20 protein-coding genes are annotated in these 23,643 nt (G+C 70.5%); 17 read left to right on the top strand and 3 right to left on the bottom strand.

Annotated features, from left to right (window positions below; all coding sequences use genetic code 11):
- Positions 1–20: 20 nt before the first annotated feature.
- On the top strand, positions 21–1,997 hold the full coding sequence (gene thrS, locus ABZ642_RS32450; RefSeq protein ID WP_360490326.1) for a threonine--tRNA ligase: 1,977 nt from the start codon (positions 21–23) through the stop codon (positions 1,995–1,997).
- Positions 1,998–2,027: 30 nt separating this feature from the next.
- On the opposite strand, the gene ABZ642_RS32455 is transcribed toward thrS, so the two are convergent.
- The gene (locus ABZ642_RS32455) at positions 2,028–2,711 is read right to left on the bottom strand and encodes an ion channel (protein ID WP_360490328.1); all 684 of its coding nucleotides are present in this window, start codon (positions 2,709–2,711) and stop codon (positions 2,028–2,030) included.
- A gap of 67 nt (positions 2,712–2,778) precedes the next feature.
- On the opposite strand from ABZ642_RS32455, the gene ABZ642_RS32460 reads away from it, so the two are divergent.
- Positions 2,779–3,342, top strand: coding sequence for an HIT domain-containing protein (locus ABZ642_RS32460; RefSeq protein ID WP_360490330.1), 564 nt, complete (start codon positions 2,779–2,781; stop codon positions 3,340–3,342).
- Between the two features lie 109 nt (positions 3,343–3,451).
- Here the strand turns inward: ABZ642_RS32460 and ABZ642_RS32465 are convergent, their stop codons facing one another.
- Positions 3,452–5,095: a hypothetical protein gene (locus tag ABZ642_RS32465; RefSeq protein ID WP_360490332.1), complete on the bottom strand. Its 1,644-nt coding sequence runs from the start codon at positions 5,093–5,095 to the stop codon at positions 3,452–3,454.
- Positions 5,096–5,282: 187 nt separating this feature from the next.
- A complete protein-coding gene (locus ABZ642_RS32470; RefSeq protein WP_360490334.1) occupies positions 5,283–7,481 on the bottom strand; it encodes an elongation factor G-like protein EF-G2 in 2,199 nt (732 codons plus the stop codon).
- 280 nt (positions 7,482–7,761) lie between these two features.
- On the opposite strand from ABZ642_RS32470, the gene pgsA reads away from it, so the two are divergent.
- The 15 genes from pgsA (at position 7,762) to ABZ642_RS32545 (ending at position 23,575) form a co-directional block, all read left to right on the top strand.
- Positions 7,762–8,439: a phosphatidylinositol phosphate synthase gene (gene pgsA, locus ABZ642_RS32475; protein ID WP_360490336.1), complete on the top strand. Its 678-nt coding sequence runs from the start codon at positions 7,762–7,764 to the stop codon at positions 8,437–8,439.
- Positions 8,436–9,344 carry a phosphatidylinositol mannoside acyltransferase gene (locus tag ABZ642_RS32480; protein ID WP_360490338.1) on the top strand — a complete coding sequence of 303 codons (909 nt, stop codon included), beginning with the start codon at positions 8,436–8,438 and terminating at the stop codon, positions 9,342–9,344. The genes pgsA and ABZ642_RS32480 overlap by 4 nt, the downstream gene beginning before the upstream one ends.
- Entirely contained in the window at positions 9,341–10,501 is a 1,161-nt protein-coding gene (locus ABZ642_RS32485; protein ID WP_360490340.1) for a glycosyltransferase family 4 protein, read from the top strand. Before ABZ642_RS32480 ends, ABZ642_RS32485 begins: the two co-directional genes overlap by 4 nt.
- A 228-nt stretch (positions 10,502–10,729) precedes the next feature.
- The gene (locus tag ABZ642_RS32490; protein WP_360490342.1) at positions 10,730–11,293 is read left to right on the top strand and encodes a hypothetical protein; all 564 of its coding nucleotides are present in this window, start codon (positions 10,730–10,732) and stop codon (positions 11,291–11,293) included.
- A gap of 127 nt (positions 11,294–11,420) precedes the next feature.
- Positions 11,421–12,326, top strand: a complete 906-nt coding sequence (pdxS, locus tag ABZ642_RS32495) for a pyridoxal 5'-phosphate synthase lyase subunit PdxS (protein ID WP_360490344.1) — start codon at positions 11,421–11,423, stop codon at positions 12,324–12,326.
- The gene (pdxT, locus tag ABZ642_RS32500) at positions 12,326–12,928 is read left to right on the top strand and encodes a pyridoxal 5'-phosphate synthase glutaminase subunit PdxT (RefSeq protein ID WP_360490346.1); all 603 of its coding nucleotides are present in this window, start codon (positions 12,326–12,328) and stop codon (positions 12,926–12,928) included. The genes pdxS and pdxT overlap by 1 nt, the downstream gene beginning before the upstream one ends.
- A 52-nt stretch (positions 12,929–12,980) precedes the next feature.
- Entirely contained in the window at positions 12,981–13,733 is a 753-nt protein-coding gene (locus ABZ642_RS32505; RefSeq protein WP_360490348.1) for a YebC/PmpR family DNA-binding transcriptional regulator, read from the top strand.
- 142 nt (positions 13,734–13,875) lie between these two features.
- The gene (gene ruvC, locus ABZ642_RS32510; protein WP_360490350.1) at positions 13,876–14,415 is read left to right on the top strand and encodes a crossover junction endodeoxyribonuclease RuvC; all 540 of its coding nucleotides are present in this window, start codon (positions 13,876–13,878) and stop codon (positions 14,413–14,415) included.
- Positions 14,412–15,017: a Holliday junction branch migration protein RuvA gene (gene ruvA, locus ABZ642_RS32515; RefSeq protein ID WP_360490352.1), complete on the top strand. Its 606-nt coding sequence runs from the start codon at positions 14,412–14,414 to the stop codon at positions 15,015–15,017. Before ruvC ends, ruvA begins: the two co-directional genes overlap by 4 nt.
- Before the next feature lie 27 nt (positions 15,018–15,044).
- A complete protein-coding gene (ruvB, locus tag ABZ642_RS32520) occupies positions 15,045–16,112 on the top strand; it encodes a Holliday junction branch migration DNA helicase RuvB (protein WP_360490354.1) in 1,068 nt (355 codons plus the stop codon).
- Positions 16,113–16,684: 572 nt separating this feature from the next.
- The gene (yajC, locus tag ABZ642_RS32525; protein ID WP_360490356.1) at positions 16,685–17,224 is read left to right on the top strand and encodes a preprotein translocase subunit YajC; all 540 of its coding nucleotides are present in this window, start codon (positions 16,685–16,687) and stop codon (positions 17,222–17,224) included.
- 141 nt (positions 17,225–17,365) lie between these two features.
- Positions 17,366–19,168, top strand: a complete 1,803-nt coding sequence (gene secD / locus ABZ642_RS32530) for a protein translocase subunit SecD (RefSeq protein WP_360490358.1) — start codon at positions 17,366–17,368, stop codon at positions 19,166–19,168.
- 3 nt (positions 19,169–19,171) lie between these two features.
- The gene (secF, locus tag ABZ642_RS32535) at positions 19,172–20,284 is read left to right on the top strand and encodes a protein translocase subunit SecF (protein ID WP_360490360.1); all 1,113 of its coding nucleotides are present in this window, start codon (positions 19,172–19,174) and stop codon (positions 20,282–20,284) included.
- Positions 20,281–20,820 carry an adenine phosphoribosyltransferase gene (locus ABZ642_RS32540; protein WP_360490362.1) on the top strand — a complete coding sequence of 180 codons (540 nt, stop codon included), beginning with the start codon at positions 20,281–20,283 and terminating at the stop codon, positions 20,818–20,820. The genes secF and ABZ642_RS32540 overlap by 4 nt, the downstream gene beginning before the upstream one ends.
- 226 nt (positions 20,821–21,046) lie before the next feature.
- A complete protein-coding gene (locus ABZ642_RS32545) occupies positions 21,047–23,575 on the top strand; it encodes a bifunctional (p)ppGpp synthetase/guanosine-3',5'-bis(diphosphate) 3'-pyrophosphohydrolase (protein WP_360490364.1) in 2,529 nt (842 codons plus the stop codon).
- Positions 23,576–23,643: the final 68 nt, after the last annotated feature.

The following is a 23,643-nucleotide window of genomic DNA, read 5'->3' on the forward strand; positions in this document are numbered from 1 at the left end:
CCTTCAGGCAGGAGAGACCGGTGTCAGACGTCCGTGTGATCATCCAACGCGATTCCGAGCGGGAAGAGCGCGTGGTGACGACGGGGACTACGGCCGCCGAGCTCTTCGCCGGCGAGCGCTCGATCATCGCCGCGCGGGTGGGCGGCGAGCTCAGGGACCTCGCGTACGAGCTGAAGGACGGCGAGACCGTCGAGGGTGTCGAGATCTCCTCCGAGGACGGTCTGGGCATCCTGCGCCACTCCACCGCGCACGTCATGGCGCAGGCTGTGCAGGAGCTCTTCCCCGAGGCCAAGCTGGGCATCGGCCCGCCGGTCAAGGACGGCTTCTACTACGACTTCGACGTCGAGAAGCCCTTCCACCCCGATGACCTCAAGGCCATCGAGAAGAAGATGCAGGAGATCCAGAAGCGCGGGCAGAAGTTCTCCCGCCGTGTGGTGACCGACGAGGCCGCCCGCGAGGAGCTGGCGAACGAGCCGTACAAGCTGGAGCTGATCGGCCTCAAGGGCTCGGCGTCCAGCGACGACGGCGCGGACGTCGAGGTCGGCGCCGGTGAGCTGACGATCTACGACAACCTGGACGCCAAGACCGGTGAGCTGTGCTGGAAGGACCTCTGCCGCGGTCCCCACCTGCCCTCCACCCGCCTCATCCCGGCGTTCAAGCTGATGCGCAACGCGGCCGCCTACTGGCGCGGCAGCGAGAAGAACCCGATGCTCCAGCGCATCTACGGCACCGCCTGGCCGTCCAAGGACGAGCTGAAGGAGTACCTCGACTTCCTCGCCGAGGCCGAGAAGCGTGACCACCGCAAGCTGGGCAACGAGCTGGACCTGTTCTCCATCCCGGAGCAGATCGGCTCCGGTCTCGCGGTCTTCCACCCCAAGGGCGGCATCGTCCGCCGGGTGATGGAGGACTACTCGCGCCGCCGGCACGAGGAGGAGGGCTACGAGTTCGTCTACACCCCGCACGCGACGAAGGGGAAGCTCTTCGAGACCTCGGGCCACCTGGACTGGTACGCCGACGGCATGTACCCGCCCATGCAGCTCGACGAGGGCGTGGACTACTACCTCAAGCCCATGAACTGCCCGATGCACAACCTGATCTTCGACGCGCGCGGCCGCTCCTACCGTGAACTGCCGCTGCGGCTCTTCGAGTTCGGGACCGTGTACCGCTACGAGAAGTCGGGTGTCGTGCACGGCCTCACCCGGGCCCGCGGCTTCACCCAGGACGACGCGCACATCTACTGCACCAAGGAGCAGATGGCGGAGGAGCTCGACAAGACGCTCACCTTCGTCCTGAACCTGCTGCGCGACTACGGCCTCACCGACTTCTACCTGGAGCTGTCCACCAAGGACCCGGAGAAGTTCGTCGGCTCCGACGAGGTCTGGGAGGAGGCCACGGAGACGCTCCGCGCGGTCGCCGAGAAGCAGGGCCTCCCGCTCGTCCCCGACCCGGGCGGCGCCGCCTTCTACGGCCCGAAGATCTCCGTGCAGACCAAGGACGCCATCGGCCGCACCTGGCAGATGTCGACCGTCCAGCTCGACTTCAACCTGCCTGAGCGGTTCGACCTGGAGTACACCGCCGCCGACGGCTCCAAGCAGCGCCCGGTGATGATCCACCGCGCCCTGTTCGGCTCCATCGAGCGGTTCTTCGCGGTGCTCCTGGAGCACTACGCGGGCGCCTTCCCGGCGTGGCTGGCGCCGGTCCAGGCGGTCGGCATCCCGATCGGCGACGGACACGTCGAGTACCTGCAGAAGTTCGCGGCCGAGGCCAAGAAGAAGGGCCTGCGGGTCGAGGTCGACGCGTCGTCGGACCGGATGCAGAAGAAGATCCGCAACGCCCAGAAGCAGAAGGTGCCCTTCATGGTCATCGCGGGCGACGAGGACATGACGGCCGGCTCCGTCTCCTTCCGCTACCGCGACGGCTCGCAGGAGAACGGCATCCCGTTCGAGGAGGCCATCGCCAAGATCGCGCAGGTGGTCGCGGAGCGGACCCAGGTCTGATCCCGCACCCCCGCCCGAGGCCCTCGGAGATCACTTCTCCGGGGGCCTCGGCTCCGTCCTGCCCGTCAGCGCGTCCTCCTCGCCCTCCAGGGCGAACCGCTGCAGCAGCATCGAGGAGAACGAGCCGGTGACCGCGCCGAGCAGGGCGATCCCGCAGGCCATCAGCCCCACCGCGATGGTCCGGCCGAGCGTGGTCACCGGGGTGACGTCGCCGTAGCCGACGGTCGAGAGGGTCGAGCAGGTCCACCACACGGAGTCGCCGAAGGTGCGGATCGTCGCGTTAGGGGCGCCGCGCTCGGCCTGGTAGACGGCGAGTGCCCCGGCGAAGCCCAGCAGGGCGATCGACAGGGTCGCGTAGGTCATCACCCGGGACTGCAGCGCGAGCCGGGGATGCCCGTGCCTGCGCTGCATCGCCTCGTAGGTGCGCACGATCCGCACCGGCCGCATCAGGGGCAGCAGCAGGACGAGCGTGTCCAGCCACTGCCGTCGTACGAAGCGCGGGCCCTCACCGCTGATCCGCCAGCGCACCGCGTAGTCGACGGCGAACAGCCCCCACGCCCCGTAGGTCAGCGACAGGAACAGGTCGTGTACGGTCCTGGGCAGTCCGGGAGCCAGCACGCGCACCGCGTACGAGCCCAGGAAGACCAGGGACGCGATGCCGAGCGGCAGGTCCGTCCCCCGCTTCCAGCGGTCCAGGCGGCTGTCGTCGTCCATCCGCCCAGCTTCGCCGCCCGGCGGTTTCCGCTGGCCCCGGCGACACGCCGCGAACGGGCGAAGCCATATGCTGCCTAGCATGACGAGTGAGCCCGAGCAGCAGATCGGAGTGGGGACGCAGGACGCGTTCCAGCGCCTGTGGACGCCCCACCGGATGGCCTACATCCAGGGCGAGAACAAGCCGACCGGCCCGGGAGCCGAGGACGGCTGTCCCTTCTGCGCGATCCCGGCCAAATCCGACGAGGACGGGCTCATCGTCCGGCGCGGCGAGCACGTCTACGCGGTGCTCAACCTCTACCCGTACAACGGCGGCCATCTGATGACGGTCCCGTACCGCCATGTCGCCGACTACACGGACCTGACCGGCCCGGAGACGGTCGAACTGGCCGAGCTGACCAAGCAGGCGATGACCGCGCTGCGTACGGCCTCGGGCGCGCACGGCTTCAACATCGGCATGAACCAGGGCACGGTGGCCGGCGCGGGCATCGCGGCCCACCTGCACCAGCACATCGTCCCCCGCTGGGGCGGCGACACGAACTTCATGCCGGTGGTGGGCCACACCCGGGTACTGCCCCAGCTACTGGCGGACACCCGCAAGATGCTGGCCGAGGCCTGGCCGACGCCGGCGTGACCGCCCCGTCCGGCGTTTGAGGACGGGGCCGTTCAGGCCGAAGCGGGGGTGGGCGCGGCAGGCCCCCCGGCGGGGCCTGCGACCCCTCTTCTGCTCTGCCGCCGGAGGCTCACGCGTCGTACTTGTCCGCCTTCTTCGGTGACGCGTCCTGGACCGCTCCGCTGAGGTTCCCCGCCCGCGAGTTGAACTTGTCGATGTCGACGTCGTGTTCCTTGAGGACACTGAGCGCGGCCCGGTGCACGGCCCGGAGTATCGGCGTGGCGGCGCGCAGCGCGTCGTCGGCCATGAAGCGGTGGTCCCAGGGCTGGTCGGCCCAGGCGTGCCGCAGACCGAACGGCTCGGGCAGGCCTATGGAACCGCCGAGCCACTTCAGCAGCGGCGGATACCAGCTGATGGTGGCGCGGGCGCCGAGGCGGACCACCTCGTCGGGGGTGACCAGCGGCAGCTTGACGGTCCGGGTCTCCCAGAACCGCACGGTCTTGGCGACCTTCTTGGTGGGAGCCTCGGGCTTGGCGTTGAACAGGCCGTTGACCGGGCCCAGGGCGTGGCCGGTGACCTCGATGCGGAGGGTCTCCTTCAGCACGGTCACGGTCGCCATCATCGTGATGATCAGGTCGCCGTTCCACAGGTACGGCCACTGCACGCCCAGGTAGTGGCGGTCGCCCTTGTCGAAGTGGTTGCTGTTGCAGATGTCCTCGACATCCCTGGGCCCCACCTTGTAGTCGGTGCCCTCGGGCCTGGACACCGTCTTGGCGCCCGCTCCGACATGGGTGACGATCCAGTGCTTGACCTGGGGTTCGGGGAAGCCGCCGGTCTTCAGGTGCTGCCGGTGCAGCACGCTCAGCTCCTTCTCGATCTCCCGGACGACCGTCCAGGCCCGGAACTCGTGGACGCCCTTGACCGGGTCGAGGGGGACCAGTTCCTCCGCGAGTACCCAGGAACCCCAGCGGGTGCCCATGCCGAGTATGCCCTTGGTGCCGGCGTAGAAGACCGAGTTGGACTGCTGCTCGGCGCTGAGCCGGGCCAGTGACTGGCGCAGCTGCTCGGCCGCGGCCTGGTCGGGGCTGGTCGGCACCGCCTCGGGCACCTTCGCGCCGACGCTGCCGCCGGAGAGCAGACCGCCCCAGGCCGCGCGCAGGTCGTTCGCGGTGCCCTCGCAGAGCCGCTTGGCCAGATACCAGCCGACCACGGGCAGCACGATGCAGCCGCGCGCGTACCAGCCCCAGAAGCCGGTGAGCGGCATCCGGATCAGGAAGATCACCGCGAGCACGCCGACGGCCGCCAGCAGAGCGCTGCCGAGCCCGGAGACCCGCTTGCCGCCGGCCTTCAGCATGGTCGCGCGGAGCTGGAAGACCAGCAGCCAGACCACCAGGCCGGGCAGGAACAGCACGCCGCACAGGAGCATGATGGCGGTCAGGCGCTGGTCGCGTTCCTTACGGATGCGGTTGGCCGCCAGGCAGTGCTCGACGACCACCTGGGGTTCGCTGCCGAAGGACTGGATGAGTGGGTTGCGGCCGACGCCCAGCATGCGGTCGATGACCGCCTGGGAGTACGCCTCACCGAAGTTGGGCCGGAAGATCTTCGCCCACTTGCGGCCCTCGTTGACCGTGGACTGGTGCCACTCGTTGTCGGCCTTCTTGATCTCCTCCATCGGCGTGTCCCGGTAGGCCGCCGAGGCCAGGGCATAGGTCGGGGCCTGCGCCTCACCGCCCGGCCTGGGCACCTGTGGCCCGAAGAAGTCCTCGAAGCTCATTCCCGCCCCCACTTGCCGCTGTCCCGCTTCTGCGGCCTTCCCGACTTCCGTACTCCGCACACCTGTTGATCAAGTACTCAGGGTATCCCCGGCCACCGACAACCGTCGGCGGACGGCCGAAGCCGTCCGCCGAACACCCTTGTCGCCGACTGTGACGACTTGTCGGCCTTCTCGACTATGAGGCCGACTACGAGGCTTCCTTGACCTGTTCGCGAATTTTCTCGGCGATCTGTGGAGGCATCGGCTCGTGGCGGGCGTACGAACGGCTGAAACGCGCCGTGCCGTGCGACAGTGAGCGCAGGTCGACCGCGTACCGGCCGATCTCGAACTCGGGCACCTCGGCCTTGATCAGCGTGCGCCCGCCACTGGTCTGCTCGGTGCCCAGGACCCGGCCGCGCCGCCCGGACAGGTCGCTCATCACCGCGCCCACGTAGTCGTCGCCGACCAGCACGGACACCTCGGCCACCGGCTCGAGGAGATGGATCCTGGCGTCCGCGGCGGCCTCCCGCAGCGCCAGCGCGCCCGCCGTCTGGAAGGCGGCGTCGGAGGAGTCCACCGAGTGCGCCTTGCCGTCGAGGAGGGTGACCCGCACGTCCACGAGCGGATAGCCGGCCGCGACGCCCTTGGCCGCCTGGGCCCTGATGCCCTTCTCGACGGAGGGGATGAACTGCCGGGGCACGGCGCCGCCGACCACCTTGTCGACGAACTCGACGCCGGAACCACCTGGCAGCGGTTCCACCTCGATCTCGCAGATCGCGAACTGCCCGTGCCCACCGGACTGCTTGACGTGCCGGCCGCGCCCGGCGGACCGGCCCGCGAACGTCTCGCGCAGGGACACCCGGTGCGGTACGACGTCGACCTGGACCCCGTACCGGCTGCGCAGCCGCTCCAGGGCGACGTCCGCGTGCGCCTCGCCGAGGCACCACAGGACGACCTGATGGGTGTGCTGGTTCTGTTCGAGCCGCATGGTCGGGTCCTCGGCGACCAGCCGGGACAGGCCCTGCGAGAGCTTGTCCTCGTCCGCCTTGCTGTGTGCCTGGATGGCCAGCGGCAGCAGCGGGTCGGGCATCTCCCACGGCTCCATGAGCAGCGGGTCGTCCCGGCGGGAGAGGGTGTCCCCGGTCTCGGCGCGGCCGAGCTTCGCCACGCACGCGAGGTCACCGGCGATGACATGGGAAACCGGGCGCTGCTGCTTGCCGAACGGCGTGGACAGGGCGCCGATCTTCTCGTCGACGTCATGGTCCTCGTGGCCGCGGTCGGCGAGGCCGTGCCCGGAGACGTGGACCGTCTCGTCGGGGCGCAGGGTGCCGGAGAAGACCCGGACCAGCGAGACCCGGCCGACGTAGGGGTCGGAGGCGGTCTTCACCACCTCGGCGACCAGCGGACCGCCCGTGTCGCACGGTTTGATGGCACGCGGCTCGCCGTCGATGGTGGTGACCCCCGGCGTGGGGTGCTCGAACGGGGTCGGGAACCCGCCCGTGACCAGCTCCAGCAGTTCCACCGTGCCGAGCCCCTGGCGGGCGCCGTCGGTGGCCGGGGCGGCGGCCAGCACGGGGAAGAACGCCCCGCGTGCCACGGCCCGCTCCAGGTCCTCGATCAGCGTCTTGAGGTCGATCTGCTCGCCGCCCAGATAGCGGTCCATGAGCGTCTCGTCCTCGCTCTCCGAGATGATCCCCTCGATCAGCCGGTTGCGGGCCTCGTCGATGTCCGGCAGCTGGTCGGGCCCGGGCTCGGACTCCTTGCGCTCCCCGGAGGAGTAGTCGAACAGCTTCTGCGTGAGCAGCCCGACCAGACCGGTCACGGGCGCGTGCCCGTCCGGTCCCTGCGGGCCGTGCAGCGGCAGGTAGAGCGGGAGCACGGCGTCGGGGTCGTCGGCGCCGAACGCCTCGGCGCACACCCGGGTCATCTCCTCGAAGTCCGCGCGGGCGGCCTCCAGGTGCGTGATGACGATCGCCCGTGGCATCCCGACGGCCGCGCACTCCTCCCACACCATCCGGGTCGAGCCGTCCACCCCGTCCGAGGCCGAGACGACGAAAAGGGCCGCGTCCGCCGCGCGCAGACCGGCCCTCAGTTCACCGACGAAGTCGGCGTATCCCGGGGTGTCCAGGATATTGATCTTGATTCCGTTCCAGTCGACCGGTACCAGTGAAAGCTGTACGGAGCGCTGCTGCCGGTGCTCGATGTCGTCGTAGTCCGAGACCGTGCCGCCGTCCTCCACCCGGCCCGCCCGGTTCACCGCTCCCGCGGTCAGCGCGAGAGCCTCCACCAATGTGGTCTTGCCCGATCCGGAGTGGCCGACCAGCACCACATTCCGTACGGACGCGGGGTGGTCGGCCGCTGTAGCCCTGCCGGCGGCTCCGGGGTGTTCCTTGACCTTGTCGCCCATGGCTTTGCCTCCCGTGCACGGTGAGGTCTGTGTGGGCGCGGGCGAGCATGGCGGGCCGCGTGCGGTGGCGGCTCCGATGACGCCCGCGGTTATTCGAGCTTTCCACTCCCGTCACGGTGCGTCCATACGAAGGACGTGATCGTGCCCGCGAGGCCCTCCGCGCGCCGCCACCGGTGCCCTCAGAGAGTGCCCACCCGTCGCACCCACGCGCGCGTGGCTACGATGGGCCAGCCGGGGTGGCCAGCAGGGGCCGCACGGCGCAACGACCGTCGGGAAGGCCATGCTGAACAAGTACGCGCGTGCATTTTTCACGCGTGTCCTCACACCGTTCGCCGCGTTTCTCATCCGCCGGGGTGTGAGCCCGGACACGGTCACGCTCCTCGGCACGGCCGGAGTCGTCGCGGGCGCGCTGGTCTTCTTCCCCCGGGGCGAGTTCTTCTGGGGCACGATCGTGATCACACTGTTCGTGTTCTCGGACCTGGTCGACGGGAACATGGCCCGCCAGCTGGGCCGCACCAGCCGCTGGGGCGCCTTCCTGGACTCCACCCTGGACCGGGTCGCCGACGGCGCCATCTTCGGCGGCTTCGCCCTCTGGTACGCGGGCAACGGCGACAACAACGTCCTGTGTGCCGTCTCCATCTTCTGCCTGGCCAGCGGCCAGGTGGTGTCGTACACCAAGGCGCGCGGCGAGTCGATCGGGCTGCCGGTGGCCGTCAACGGTCTGGTCGAGCGCGCCGAGCGCCTGGTGATCTCGCTGGTGGCGGCCGGTCTCGCCGGTCTCCACAAGTTCGGTGTGCCTGGCATCCAGATCCTGCTCCCGATCGCCCTGTGGGCCGTCGCCGTGGGCAGCCTGGTCACCCTCGTCCAGCGGGTGGTCACGGTCCGCCGGGAGTCCGCCGAGGCGGAGGCCGCGGCCGAGCGGGAAAAGGCCTCCCACGGGAGCGAGGCCGGGCAGTGACCGCCGCCGACCGGCTCACCGACGGTCTGTACGGGCTCGGCTGGAGCACCGTCAAGAACCTCCCCGAGCCGGTCGCCGTGCGTCTCGGCCGGACCGTCGCGGACCTCGCCTGGCGACAGCGCGGCAAGGGCGTCGAGCGCCTGGAGTCCAACTACGCGCGCGTGCTGCCCGACGCGAGCCCGGAGCGGCTGCGCGAGCTGTCGCGCGCGGGCATGCGGTCGTACCTGCGCTACTGGATGGAGTCCTTCCGGCTGCCGGCCTGGAGCGAGGACCGGATCCGGACCGGTTTCGCGCCCAAGGACGTCCACCACCTCACCGACGGCCTCGCCTCCGACCGGGGCGTGATCATCGCGCTGCCGCACCTGGCCAACTGGGACCTGGCCGGCGCCTGGGTCACCACCGAGCTGAAGACCCCGTTCACCACGGTCGCCGAGCGCCTCAAGCCGGAGACGCTCTACGACCGTTTCGTCGCCTATCGCGAGGGCCTCGGCATGGAGGTCCTGCCGCACAGCGGCGGCTCCGCCTTCGGCGCCCTCGCCCGCAGGCTCCGCGACGGCGGCCTGATCTGTCTGGTCGCCGACCGTGACCTGTCCGCCTCCGGCGTCGAGGTCGACTTCTTCGGCGACAAGGCCCGGATGCCCGCCGGACCGGCCCTGCTGGCCCAGCAGACCGGCGCGTACCTGCTCCCGGTGACCCTGTGGTACGACGACACTCCTGTCATGAAGGGCCGGGTGCACGCGCCGATCGACGTCCCCGAGTCAGGTGACCGGGAGTCGAAGACGTCTGTCATGACACAGGCGCTGGCCGATGCCTTCGCCACCGGGATCGCCGACCATCCGGAGGACTGGCACATGCTCCAGCGGCTGTGGCTCGCCGACCTCGACCCCGCGAAGGGACCGTCGTGAGGATCGGCATCGTCTGCCCGTACTCCTGGGACGTGCCGGGTGGCGTCCAGTTCCACATCCGCGACCTCGCCGAGTACTTCATCCGCCTCGGCCACGACGTCTCCGTGCTCGCCCCGGCCGACGACGACACCCCGCTGCCGCCGTACGTCGTCTCGGCGGGCCGGGCGGTCCCGGTGCCCTACAACGGCTCGGTGGCCCGCCTCAACTTCGGCTTCCTGTCCGCCGCGCGGGTGCGGCGCTGGCTGCACGACGGCGCGTTCGACGTGGTCCACATCCACGAGCCGACCTCGCCCTCCCTCGGCCTGCTGACCTGCTGGGCGGCGCAGGGCCCGATGGTCGCGACCTTCCACACCTCCAACCCGCGTTCCCGCGCGATGATCGCCGCGTACTCGATCCTGCAGGCCGCCCTGGAGAAGATCAGCGCCCGGATCGCGGTCAGCGAGTACGCCCGCCGCACGCTGGTCGAGCACCTCGGCGGGGACGCGGTGGTCATCCCCAACGGCGTCGACGTCGACTTCTTCGCCAAGGCCGAGCCGCGCCCCGAGTGGCAGGGCGACACCATCGGCTTCATCGGCCGGATCGACGAGCCCCGCAAGGGCCTGCCGGTGCTGATGAAGGCCCTGCCCGAGATCCTCGCCGCCCGCCCGCAGACGCGCCTGCTGGTGGCCGGCCGCGGCGACGAGGAGGCCGCCGTCGAGTCCCTGCCCGCCGAGCTGCGCTCTCGCGTCGAGTTCCTCGGCATGGTCAGCGACGAGGACAAGGCCCGCTTCCTGCGCAGCCTCGACCTGTACATCGCGCCCAACACGGGTGGCGAGAGTTTCGGGATCATCCTGGTCGAAGCGCTCTCCGCCGGGGCACCCGTCCTCGCCTCCGACCTCGACGCCTTCGCCCAGGTCCTGGACCAGGGGGCGGCGGGCGAACTCTTCGCCAACGAGGACGCGGACGAGCTGGCTCGGGCGGCGGTACGGCTCCTGGCGGACCCGGAGCGCCGGGCCGCGCTGAGCGCGCGCGGCAGCGTGCACGTGCGCCGCTTCGACTGGTCGACCGTGGGCGCGGACATCCTGTCCGTCTACGAGACGGTGACCGCGGGCGCGGCCGCGGTGGCGGCCGACGAACGCCCCGGCCTGCGGGCACGATTCGGACTGGCGCGGGACTGAGATCCGCGGGGCGGTTTCGGTGGGGTGCGGGGCTGAGGTACGCGGGGTGGTTCCGGTGGGGTGCCGGGCCGGATTTTCGGGACCGAGGTCCGTGGGTGGGGCGACGGGTGCGGGCTGAGGTCCGTGAGTGGTTCCGCGGGGGCGCGGGGCTGAGTTGGGCGGACGCGGTTCGGGGCGGTGCGGGACCGAGTCCCCGGGTGTGCCGATGGGCCGCTAGCGTGTGCGCCCGTGACCGCAACCCTCATCTGGACGCTCTGGATCCTCGCCGCCCTCGTCGTGACCGGCCTCTACCTGAGCTGGACCGCGGGGCGGCTCGACCGGCTGCACGCGCGCATCGACGCCGCCCGCGCCGCCCTCGACGCCCAGCTGCTGCGGCGCGCCTCCGTCGCCCAGGAGCTGGCGACCTCCGGGGTGCTGGACCCCGCCGCGTCGATCGTGCTGTACGAGGCCGCGCACGCCGCCCGGCAGGCCGAGGAGGACCAGCGGGAGGTCGCCGAGAGCGACCTGAGCCAGGCCCTGCGCGCGGTCTTCGAGCATCCGCAGCAGGTCGAGGAGGTCCGCGCGGCCCCCGGCGGCGAGGCCGCCACGAGCGAGCTGGCGGAGGCCGTGCGCCGGGTGCCGATGGCCCGCCGGTTCCACAACGACGCCGTCGGCGCGGCCCGCCGGCTGCGCGAGCACCGCAAGGTCCGCTGGTTCCGGCTGTCCGGCCACGCCCCTTTCCCGATGGCCTTCGAAATGGACGACGAGCCGCCCGCCGCGCTGGTGGACCGCGGCACCGGACCGGCCGCCTGAGCTGCGGCGGGCCGGTCCAGGCAGGCCAAAAGGATCCACCGGCTTGCCATTGGCCCTTGCTGTGGACTGGTCCACTCGCGTTTCCTCGGTGTTTGCAGAAACCCTCTTTCACCCAGTGAGGTCACCCGTGTCCACCTTTGAGAACCAGGCCCCCGAGACCGGCACCGCCCGCGTGAAGCGCGGCATGGCCGAACAGCTCAAGGGCGGCGTGATCATGGACGTCGTCACGCCGGAGCAGGCGAAGATCGCCGAGGACGCGGGCGCCGTCGCCGTCATGGCGCTGGAGCGGGTCCCGGCCGACATCCGCAAGGACGGCGGCGTGGCCCGGATGTCCGACCCGGACATGATCGAGGGCATCATCGAAGCCGTCTCCATCCCGGTCATGGCCAAGTCCCGGATCGGCCACTTCGTCGAGGCCCAGGTCCTCCAGTCGCTCGGCGTCGACTACATCGACGAGTCCGAGGTCCTCACCCCGGCCGACGAGGTCAACCACTCCGACAAGTGGGCCTTCACCACCCCCTTCGTCTGCGGTGCCACCAACCTCGGCGAGGCCCTGCGCCGGATCGCCGAGGGCGCGGCCATGATCCGTTCCAAGGGCGAGGCCGGCACCGGCAACGTCGTCGAGGCCGTCCGCCACCTGCGCCAGATCAAGGGCGAGATCGCCAAGCTGCGCGGCTGCGACAACAACGAGCTGTACGCCGCCGCCAAGGAGCTGCGCGCCCCCTACGAGATGGTCAAGGAGGTCGCCGAGCTCGGCAAGCTGCCGGTCGTGCTGTTCTCCGCCGGCGGTGTCGCCACCCCGGCCGACGCGGCCCTGATGCGCCAGCTCGGCGCCGAGGGCGTCTTCGTCGGCTCCGGCATCTTCAAGTCCGGCGACCCGGCCAAGCGCGCCGCCGCCATCGTCAAGGCGACCACCTTCTACGACGACCCGAAGATCATCGCCGACGCGTCCCGCAACCTCGGCGAGGCCATGGTCGGCATCAACTGCGACACCCTCCCCGAGACCGAGCGCTACGCGAACCGGGGCTGGTGATGACCACTCCCGTGGTCGGCGTACTCGCGCTCCAGGGCGACGTACGGGAGCACCTCGTCGCCCTGGCCGCGGCCGACGCCCTGGCCAGGCCGGTCCGGCGCGCCGAGGAACTCGCCGAGGTGGACGGCCTGGTCATCCCGGGCGGCGAGTCCACCACCATCTCCAAGCTGGCCGTGCTGTTCGGCGTGATGGAGCCCCTCCGCGCGCGTGTGCGGGCCGGAATGCCCGTCTACGGCACCTGCGCGGGCATGATCATGCTCGCCGACAAGATCCTCGACCCGCGCTCGGGCCAGGAGACGATCGGCGGCATCGACATGATCGTGCGCCGCAACGCCTTCGGACGGCAGAACGAGTCGTTCGAGGCGGCGGTCGACGTCAAGGGCGTCGCGGGCGATCCTGTAGAGGGCGTGTTCATCCGCGCCCCCTGGGTCGAGTCGGTGGGCGCCGCGGCCGAGGTGCTCGCCGAGCACGACGGCCACATCGTCGCGGTCCGCCAGGGCAACGCGCTCGCCACGTCGTTCCACCCGGAACTGACCGGCGACCACCGTGTGCACTCCTTGTTCGTCGACATGGTGCACGCGAACCGGGCGACGGAGTCCTAGTAGGATCTCTGGCGTTCGTTGCAGAGATGGGTTACGCGAAGGAGACAGGCAGATGTCCGGCCACTCTAAATGGGCCACGACGAAGCACAAGAAGGCCGTGATCGACGCCAAGCGCGGCAAGCTCTTCGCGAAGCTGATCAAGAACATCGAGGTCGCCGCGCGTATGGGTGGCGTCGACATCGAGGGCAACCCGACGCTCTACGACGCCATCCAGAAGGCGAAGAAGCAGTCGGTCCCGAACAAGAACATCGACTCCGCGGTCAAGCGCGGCGGCGGTCTCGAAGCCGGTGGCGCCGACTACGAGACGATCATGTACGAGGGCTACGGCCCGAACGGCGTCGCGGTGCTCATCGAGTGCCTCACGGACAACCGCAACCGCGCGGCCTCCGACGTGCGCGTCGCCATGACCCGCAACGGCGGCAACATGGCCGACCCGGGCTCGGTGTCGTACCTCTTCAACCGCAAGGGCGTCGTGATCGTCCCCAAGGGCGAGCTGTCCGAGGACGACGTCCTGGGCGCGGTGCTCGACGCGGGTGCCGAGGAGGTCAACGACCTCGGCGAGTCCTTCGAGGTGCTCAGCGAGGCCACCGACATGGTCGCGGTCCGCACCGCCCTTCAGGACGCCGGCATCGACTACGACTCCGCCGAGGCCAACTTCGTCCCGACCATGCAGGTCGAGCTGGACGAGGAGGGCGCCCGGAAGATCTTCAAGCTGATCGACGCGCTGGAGGACAGCGACGACGTGCAGAACGTCTTCGCCAACTTCGACGTCAGCGACGAGGTCATGGAGAAGGTCGACGCGTAACGCCGCCGCGGGCCGAGCGATTCCGGCGGGCCGGAGGGACACGTCCCACCGGCCCGCCGCTGTTGTCGGTGGCACCGGATAGCCTGCACGAACTGGGGGTACCGCCCAGCGGTGGCTGGGGGAGGACGACGGGAGGGGCGCGGTGCGTGTACTCGGGGTGGACCCCGGACTGACCCGATGCGGTGTCGGGGTCGTCGACGGCGTCGCCGGGCGCCCGCTGACCATGGTCGGTGTCGGAGTCGTCCGCACGCCCGCGGACGCCGAACTCGGCCATCGCCTCGTCGCCATCGAGCTGGGCATCGAGCAGTGGCTGGACGAGCACCGGCCCGAATTCGTCGCCGTGGAGCGGGTGTTCAGCCAGCACAACGTCCGGACCGTGATGGGCACCGCCCAGGCCAGCGCCGTCGCCATGCTGTGCGCCGCCCGCCGGGGCATCCCGGTCGCCCTGCACACCCCCAGCGAGGTCAAGGCCGCCGTCACCGGCTCGGGGCGCGCCGACAAGGCCCAGGTCGGCGCCATGGTCACCCGGCTGCTGCGGCTCGACGCACCGCCCAAGCCGGCCGACGCCGCCGACGCCCTCGCGCTCGCCATCTGCCACATCTGGCGGGCCCCCGCCCAGAACCGACTCCAGCAGGCCGTCGCCCTGCACGCAGCCAACGCAACGAAAGGCCGTACGGCATGATCGCCTTCGTGAGCGGCCCGGTCGCCGCCCTCGCCCCGGACTCCGCGGTCGTCGAGGTGGGCGGGATCGGCATCGCGGTCCAGTGCACGCCCAACACCCTGTCCGGGCTGCGGATGGGCCAGCAGACCAAGCTCGCCACCTCCCTCGTCGTACGGGAGGACTCGCTCACGCTGTACGGCTTCGCCGACGACGACGAGCGCCAGACCTTCGAGCTGCTGCAGACGGCGAGCGGGGTCGGACCCCGGCTCGCGCAGGCCATGCTGGCGGTGCACAGCCCCGACGCACTGCGCCGGGCCGTCGCCACCGGCGACGAGAAGGCCCTCACCGCCGTCCCCGGCATCGGCAAGAAGGGCGCCCAGAAGCTGCTCCTGGAGCTCAAGGACCGGCTCGGTGAACCCCTTGGCGCCCCCGCGATCGGCGCGCCGGTCAGCCAGGGCTGGCGCGACCAGCTGCACGCCGCGCTGATCGGCCTCGGCTATGCGACCAGGGAGGCCGAGGAGGCCGTCACCGCGGTCGCCCCGCAGGCCGAGGCCGCCGGGGGCACCCCCCAGGTCGGCCAGCTGCTCAGGGCGGCCCTGCAGACCCTCAACCGCGCCCGCTGACCCCACCACCGCTGAGGCACATCACTTATGAACTGGGACGACACGACCGACACCGGCGCCGACGCGGAGCGGCTGGTGGGTGCTGTCGCCGACCGTGAGGACCAGGCCGTCGAGGCCGCCCTGCGCCCCAAGGACCTCGGCGAGTTCATCGGCCAGGAGAAGGTCCGCGAGCAGCTGGACCTGGTCCTGCGGGCTGCCCGCGCGCGGGGCGCCACCGCCGACCACGTGCTGCTCTCCGGCGCCCCCGGCCTGGGCAAGACCACCCTCTCGATGATCATCGCGGCGGAGATGGGCGCCCCGATCCGCATCACCTCGGGCCCCGCCATCCAGCACGCCGGCGACCTGGCCGCGATCCTCTCCTCCCTCCAGGAGGGCGAGGTGCTCTTCCTCGACGAGATCCACCGCATGTCCCGGCCCGCCGAGGAGATGCTGTACATGGCGATGGAGGACTACCGGGTCGACGTCATCGTCGGCAAGGGCCCCGGCGCCACCGCCATCCCCCTCGAACTCCCCCCGTTCACCCTGGTCGGCGCCACCACCCGGGCCGGCCTGCTGCCGCCGCCGCTGCGTGACCGCTTCGGCTTCACCGCGCACATGGAGTTCTACGAGCCGCGCGAACTGGAGCGGGTGGTGCACCGCTCCGCGAACCTCCTCGACGTCGAGATCGATCCGGCGGGCGCCGCCGAGATCGCCGGCCGCTCGCGCGGCACGCCCCGGATCGCCAACCGGCTGCTGCGCCGCGTCCGCGACTACGCGCAGGTCAAGGCGGACGGACTGATCACCCGCGAGATCGCGCACGCGGCTCTGGCCGTCTACGAGGTCGACGAGCGCGGCCTCGACCGGCTCGACCGCGCGGTCCTGGAGGCCCTGCTCAAGCTCTTCGGCGGCGGCCCGGTCGGTCTGTCGACGCTGGCCGTCGCGGTGGGGGAGGAGCGCGAGACGGTCGAGGAGGTCGCCGAGCCCTTCCTGGTCCGCGAGGGCCTGCTCGCCCGCACTCCACGCGGCCGCGTCGCCACCCCCGCGGCCTGGGCGCACCTGGGCCTGACGGCCCCCCGGGGGACGGGATCAGGCCAACAGGACCTGTTCGGCGCCTGACACCGGGCGAACCTCCGGATCCCACCGCGGACCGCCCCGTCGGCGCCGCCGTCACGCCGGCCACCGGATGTGCCGCGCTCGGCCGTCACGCCGGCCACCGGATGTGCCGCGCTCGGCTGTCGGAGGTGCTGCGCTCGGTGTCGCGCCCGCCGTCGGATGTGCCGTGCTCGGCCGTCGCACCCGTCGCACCCGTCGCACCCGTCGCACCCGTCGCCGGATGCGCGGTGCCCTGGGCCTCGTGGCCGGCGTAGGACCTGATGTGTTCGCTCTCGGTGTCCGGCGTCGGACATGCCGTGCCCGGTCTGCGTGTCTGCGGCGGGATGTGTCCCGTCTCTCCCTTACCCCCGGCCCCGGTATTCGGCCGCCCGCCCCGCGGGGCCCGTGGGCAGACGTGATCTCTTCGTGACGGCGGGGCATTGGCGGGCGCAGGAACCCAGGTGCCATGCTGAGCGTTGTTCCATGCGCGCGGACTCGCTTAGACTCCGCCGATGCTGCCTTTGCGGGCGGCGCCGACCACACCCCCATCATCCAGGCCGCTCACTGCCGCGGCTGCGCGAAGGAAATTCCGTCTCGTGAATACCTTGCCTCTTCTTTTCTTCATCGTTCTTATCGCGGCCATGTTCCTGATGACGCGTTCCAACAGGAAGCGCCAGCAGCAGGCCAAGCAGATGCGGAACGAGATGCAGCCCGGCAGTGGCGTCCGCACCATCGGGGGCATGTACGCGACGGTCAAGGAAGTCAACGAGGACACGGTCCTCCTCGACGCCGGCCCGGGCATCGACCTCCTCTTCGCGAAGAACGCGATCGGCGCCGTGCTCACCGACGACGAGTACAACCGCATCGTGCACGGTATCGAGCACGACCTGAAGTCCGACACCGACATCGTCCCGGACGACGCCTCCTCCCTCACCGAGACCGACGACGAGCCCGCCGGCACCGCCGCCGCCTCCGGCGACAAGGCCGTCGATTTCGGAAAGAAGGACGTGGCCGAGGAGAAGGCCGACGAGAAGGCCGAAGACACGGTCGAGGACAAGGCCGAGGAGGCGGAGCCCACCGAGGCGAAGGCCGACGAAGAGCCGAAGAAGACCGACGGCGACTCCGACGCGAAGTAGCCGTGTCCCGGGGAGCACGGCGCGCATCACCCGCGTCGGCCGCACCCCGGGCGCGTCTGTTTCCCGGACGGGATCCCGACACCATGTCATGGCCGACCGCACCGACCAGGCGCGCGGCGGCCCGAGAGGGAGTACGAGAAGGTGGCAGCACCTAAGAGGGGCCGGAGCGCGAGCGCCCAGAGCAAGCCAGGGCGCTCGCTGGCCTTGATCCTGATCGCCATCGTGGCGCTCACCGGAGGGATGTTCCTCTCCGGAAACACCACTCCGCGTCTCGGTATCGACCTGGCCGGTGGTACGAGCATCACGCTCCAGGCGAAGAACGAGCCGGGCCAGCCCAACGCGATCAACAAGACCAACATGGACACCGCGGTCGCCATCATGAACCGCCGTGTCAACGGTCTGGGCGTCTCCGAAACGGAGGTTCAGACCCAGGGCACCAGCAACATCATCGTCAACATCCCCAAGGGCACGAACTCCGCAGAGGCCCGCCAGCAGGTCGGCACCACCGCGAAGCTGTACTTCCGCCCGGTCCTGGCCCAGGAGGCCAGCGCGGGCGCCGCGTCCAGCGCCTCCCCGAGCGCGTCCTCCAGCGGCAGCGCCGGCGCCTCCCCGAGCACGACCGCGAGCCCGTCGAGCAGCGCCTCGGGGTCGCAGAAGGCGACCGGGTCCTCCTCCGCCTCGCCGTCGTCCTCGGCCACCTCGCAGGGCCGTGCGGTCACCGACGCCCTGAAGGCCGACTCCACGCCGTCGTCCTCGGCGTCCGCCTCCTCCTCGGCGAGCCCCTCCGCCTCCTCCTCGCCCGACGCGAGCGCCTCCGCCGCAGCCTCGAAGCTGGAGGCCGAGTACACGGCGCTGGACTGCTCCAAGGCCGCCCAGCGCGCCACCGCCGGCAAGGCCGCCAAGCCCACTGACACCACGGTGGCCTGCGGCCAGGTCAACGGCGCCTGGTACAAGTACGTGCTCGGCCCGGCCCGTGTCGACGGCACCGACGTCAAGAAGGCCCAGGCCGTCTTCGACACGCAGGGCGCCTCCGGCTGGCAGGTCCAGATGACCTTCACCTCCGGCGGAGCCAAGAAGTTCGCGGACGTCACCGGTGAACTCGCGAAGAACGCCCAGCCGCCGCAGAACGAGTTCGGCATCGTCCTCGACGGCGAAGTCGTCTCCAGCCCGACCGTGAGCCAGTCCATCACCGGCGGCCAGGCGGAGATCTCCGGCAGCTTCACCCAGGAGGAGGCCCAGAGCCTCTCCAACGTGCTGTCGTACGGCGCGCTTCCGCTGTCCTTCAGGACGGAGAGCGTCACCACCGTCACCGCCGCGCTCGGCGGCCAGCAGCTGCACGCCGGTCTGCTGGCCGGTGCCATCGGCCTCGCCCTGGTCATCATCTACCTGGTGGCCTTCTACCGCGGTCTGTCGCTCGTCGCGATCCCCTCGCTGCTGGTGTCCGCGGTCCTCACCTACACGATCATGGCGCTCCTCGGCCCCACGATCCACTTCGCGCTGAACCTGCCGGCCGTCTGCGGTGCGATCGTCGCGATCGGCATCACAGCGGACTCGTTCATCGTGTTCTTCGAACGCATCAGGGACGAGATCCGCGAGGGCCGCACGCTGCGTCCCGCCGTCGAGCGGGCCTGGCCGCGCGCCCGGCGCACCATCCTGGTCTCCGACTTCGTGTCGTTCCTGGCCGCCGCCGTGCTGTTCATCGTGACCGTCGGCAAGGTCCAGGGCTTCGCGTTCACCCTCGGTCTGACCACCGTGCTCGACGTGGTCGTCGTCTTCTTCTTCACCAAACCGCTGATGACGCTCCTCGCCCGGCGTAAGTTCTTCGCGAGCGGCCACAAGTGGTCCGGGCTCGACCCGAAGGGCCTGGGCGCCAAGGCGCCGCTGCGCCGCACCCGCCGTCCCGCCGGTCCCGTCGCCGGCCCTGCCGACCCGAAGGAAGCGTGAGCGATGTCGAAACTCGGCAACCTCGGCGCCCGGCTCCACCGCGGCGAGATCAGCTACGACTTCATCGGCAAGCGCAAGATCTGGTACGGCATCTCCATCCTGATCACCATCACGGCCATCGTCGGCCTGGCGGTGCGCGGCCTGAACATGGGCATCGACTTCCAGGGCGGCGCCGTCTTCACCACCTCCAAGACCAGTGTCTCGGTGGCCCAGGCGGAGACGTACGCGTCGCAGGCCTCCGGCCACGAGGCGGTCGTGCAGAAGCTCGGCACGGGCGGTCTGCGAATCCAGATCGCCGGCATGGACACCGCGAAGTCGGACGCGACCAAGGCCGAGCTGGCCAAGGACATGAAGGTGGACCCGGAGTCCATCAACTCCGACCTGGTCGGCCCGAGCTGGGGTGACGAGATCGCCAACAAGGCCTGGGAAGGCCTCGGCATCTTCATGGTGCTCGTGGTGATCTACCTGGCGATCGCCTTCGAGTGGCGGATGGCGCTCGCGGCCCTGGTCGCGCTGATCCACGACATCACCATCACGACCGGTATCTACGCCCTGGTCGGCTTCGAGGTGACGCCCGGCACGGTCATCGGTCTGCTGACGATCCTCGGTTACTCGCTCTACGACACGGTCGTCGTCTTCGACAGCCTCAAGGAGCAGACGAAGGACATCACCAAGCAGACCCGCTTCACCTACAGCGACATCGCCAACCACTCGATCAACGGCACTCTGGTCCGTTCGATCAACACCACGGTGGTCGCGCTGCTGCCGGTCGCGGGCCTGCTGTTCATCGGTGGTGGCTTCCTCGGCGCGGGCACGCTCAACGACATCTCGCTGTCGCTGTTCGTCGGTCTGGCCGCCGGTGCCTACTCGTCGATCTTCATCGCCACGCCGCTCGTCGCCGACCTCAAGGAGGCCGAGCCGCAGATGAAGGCGCTGAAGAAGCGCGTCCTCGCCAAGCGGGCCCAGGCCGCCGCCGAGGAGGAGTACGCCGAGGCCCGGGTCGGTGGCCCGGAGGGACCCGAGGACGCCTCTCCGGCCGTCGTCGGCCCGCGCAACCAGCCCGCCTCCCCCCGCAACCGGGGCGGCCGCGGGCGTCCTTCGGGGAAGCGCCGATGACGGACATCAGGGAACTGCTGCTCAGCCGCATCCGGGACGTCACGGACTACCCGGAGCCGGGCGTGACGTTCAAGGACATCACCCCGCTCCTGGCGGACCCGGCCGCGTTCACCGCGCTGACCGACACCCTCGCGGAGATCGCCGGGCGCACCGGTGCCACCAAGGTCGTCGGCCTGGAGGCCAGGGGCTTCATCCTGGGCGCCCCGGTCGCCGTCCGGGCCGGCCTCGGCTTCATCCCGGTCCGCAAGGCGGGCAAGCTCCCCGGGGCGACCCTGAGCCAGGCCTACGACCTGGAGTACGGCTCGGCCGAGATCGAGGTGCACGCCGAGGACCTCGGCGGGAACGACCGGATCCTGATCGTCGACGACGTGCTCGCCACCGGCGGCACCGCCGAGGCCGCGATCCGGCTGATCCACCGCGCCGGCGCCGAGGTGGCGGGCGTCGCGGTCCTGATGGAGCTGGGCTTCCTGGGGGGCCGCGGCCGCCTGGAGCCGGCCCTGGACGGAGCGCCGCTGGAGGCCCTCCTCCAGGTCTGAGCGTCGTACAACTGATCGAACGGCCGTCCTTCGGGGGCGGCCGTTCGCGTTTGCCCGGGGCCCTCGCAACCCCCAGGACACCCTGGTGGAATCCCTCGGCAGCCTCCCGTGTTACCTGCGTATACGGTTCTCGGTTCGGCCTGCAGGCGATGACATGGCCCAGGATCGCTACCATGGGCACTCCGGAGCCTGACCGGGGGACCCGGATCGCGCACGAGGAGCCCTCTTGCCAGACGAGGCCCAGCCACTGACCGCCGCCAAGCCCGAGCCTGCCTCGGCGCCCGCGGCCAAGCCCGCGCCGAACGTGTCGCAGACCAAGAACGACACCCGTGGGCCGGTCGAGCACGCCCAGTCCGCGCCCGCCGAGAAGTCGGCCGAGACCTCGCGCCCCAAACCGGCCCCGGCCGAGCGCCCCACGACCCGCCCCAACAGCGGCCAGCCCGCGCGCACCGGCTCCTCCAACCGCGTCCGTGCCCGCCTCGCCCGTCTCGGCGTGCAGCGCGCCAACCCGTACAACCCGGTCCTGGAGCCGTTGCTGCGCATAGTCCGCAGCAACGACCCCAAGATCGAGAACGCCACCCTGCGCCAGATCGAGCGCGCCTACCAGGTCGCCGAACGCTGGCACCGCGGCCAGAAGCGCAAGAGCGGCGACCCGTACATCACCCACCCGCTCGCGGTGACCACGATCCTCGCCGAGCTGGGCATGGACCCGGCGACCCTGATGGCCGGCCTGCTGCACGACACCGTCGAGGACACCGAGTACGGCCTGGAGGACCTGCGCCGCGACTTCGGTGACGTCGTCGCGCTGCTCGTCGACGGCGTGACCAAGCTGGACAAGGTCAAGTTCGGCGAGGCCGCGCAGGCCGAGACCGTGCGCAAGATGGTCGTCGCCATGGCCAAGGACCCGCGCGTCCTGGTCATCAAGCTCGCCGACCGCCTGCACAACATGCGCACCATGCGCTATCTCAAGCGCGAGAAGCAGGAGAAGAAGGCGCGCGAGACCCTGGAGATCTACGCGCCGCTCGCCCACCGCCTGGGCATGAACACCATCAAGTGGGAGCTGGAGGACCTCGCGTTCGCGATCCTCTACCCCAAGATGTACGACGAGATCGTCCGGCTGGTGGCCGAGCGGGCGCCGAAGCGTGACGAGTACCTGGCCATAGTGACCGACGAGGTCCAGGCCGACCTGCGTGCCGCCCGCATCAAGGCGACCGTCACCGGCCGCCCCAAGCACTACTACAGCGTCTACCAGAAGATGATCGTCCGCGGCCGCGACTTCGCGGAGATCTACGACCTGGTCGGCATCCGCGTCCTGGTGGACACGGTCAGGGACTGCTACGCCGCCCTCGGCACGGTGCACGCGCGATGGAACCCGGTCCCCGGCCGGTTCAAGGACTACATCGCGATGCCCAAGTTCAACATGTACCAGTCGCTGCACACCACGGTCATCGGCCCCAACGGCAAGCCCGTCGAACTCCAGATCCGCACGTTCGACATGCACCGCCGCGCCGAGTACGGCATCGCCGCGCACTGGAAGTACAAGCAGGAGGCCGTCGCCGGCGCCTCCAAGGTCCGTACCGACGTGCCGAAGTCGTCCGGCAAGGGCAAGGACGACCACCTCAACGACATGGCGTGGCTGCGGCAGTTGCTGGACTGGCAGAAGGAGACCGAGGACCCCAGCGAGTTCCTGGAGTCCCTGCGCTTCGACCTGTCCCGCAACGAGGTCTTCGTCTTCACCCCCAAGGGCGACGTCATAGCGCTCCCGGCCGGGGCCACCCCGGTCGACTTCGCCTACGCCGTGCACACCGAGGTCGGCCACCGCACCATAGGCGCGCGGGTCAACGGCCGCCTGGTGCCGCTCGAATCCACCCTGGACAACGGCGACCTGGTCGAGGTCTTCACCTCCAAGGCACCCGGCGCGGGCCCCTCCCGCGACTGGCTGGGTTTCGTCAAGTCACCGCGTGCCCGCAACAAGATCCGCGCCTGGTTCTCCAAGGAGCGCCGGGACGAGGCGATCGAGCAGGGCAAGGACGCCATCGTCCGCGCGATGCGCAAGCAGAACCTGCCGATCCAGCGCATCCTCACCGGCGACTCGCTGGTCACGCTCGCCCACGAGATGCGCTACCCGGACATCTCCTCGCTCTACGCGGCGATCGGCGAGGGCCACGTGGCCGCGCAGAACGTCGTGCAGAAACTGGTGCAGGCGCTCGGCGGCGAGGAGGCGGCCACCGAGGAGATCGACGAGGCGGTCCCGCCGTCCCGCGGCCGCCGCAGCAAGCGGCGCAGCAGCCAGGACCCCGGTGTGGTGGTGAAGGGCGTCGACGACGTCTGGGTCAAGCTGGCCCGCTGCTGTACGCCCGTACCCGGCGACCCGATCATCGGCTTCGTCACCCGCGGCAGCGGTGTATCGGTTCACCGCAGCGACTGCGTCAACGTGGAGTCACTGTCCCGGGAACCGGAGCGCATCCTCGACGTCGAGTGGGCGCCCACCCAGTCCTCGGTCTTCCTGGTCGCCATCCAGGTCGAGGCCCTGGACCGGTCCAGGCTCCTGTCGGACGTCACCCGCGTCCTGTCCGACCAGCACGTCAACATCCTGTCCGCGGCCGTCCAGACCTCCCGCGACCGGGTGGCCACCTCCCGCTTCACCTTCGAGATGGGCGACCCCAAGCACCTGGGCCACGTCCTGAAGGCCGTACGGGGCGTGGAGGGCGTCTACGACGTCTACCGGGTCACGTCGGCCCGCACCCGGTCGTAGCGGCCCGGCATACGACGAGAGGGGCCCCGTACACCGTGTACGGGGCCCCTCTCGTCGTATGCGCTCGG

Source organism: Streptomyces sp. NPDC007157, from assembly GCF_040634235.1.
GTDB lineage: Bacteria > Actinomycetota > Actinomycetes > Streptomycetales > Streptomycetaceae > Streptomyces.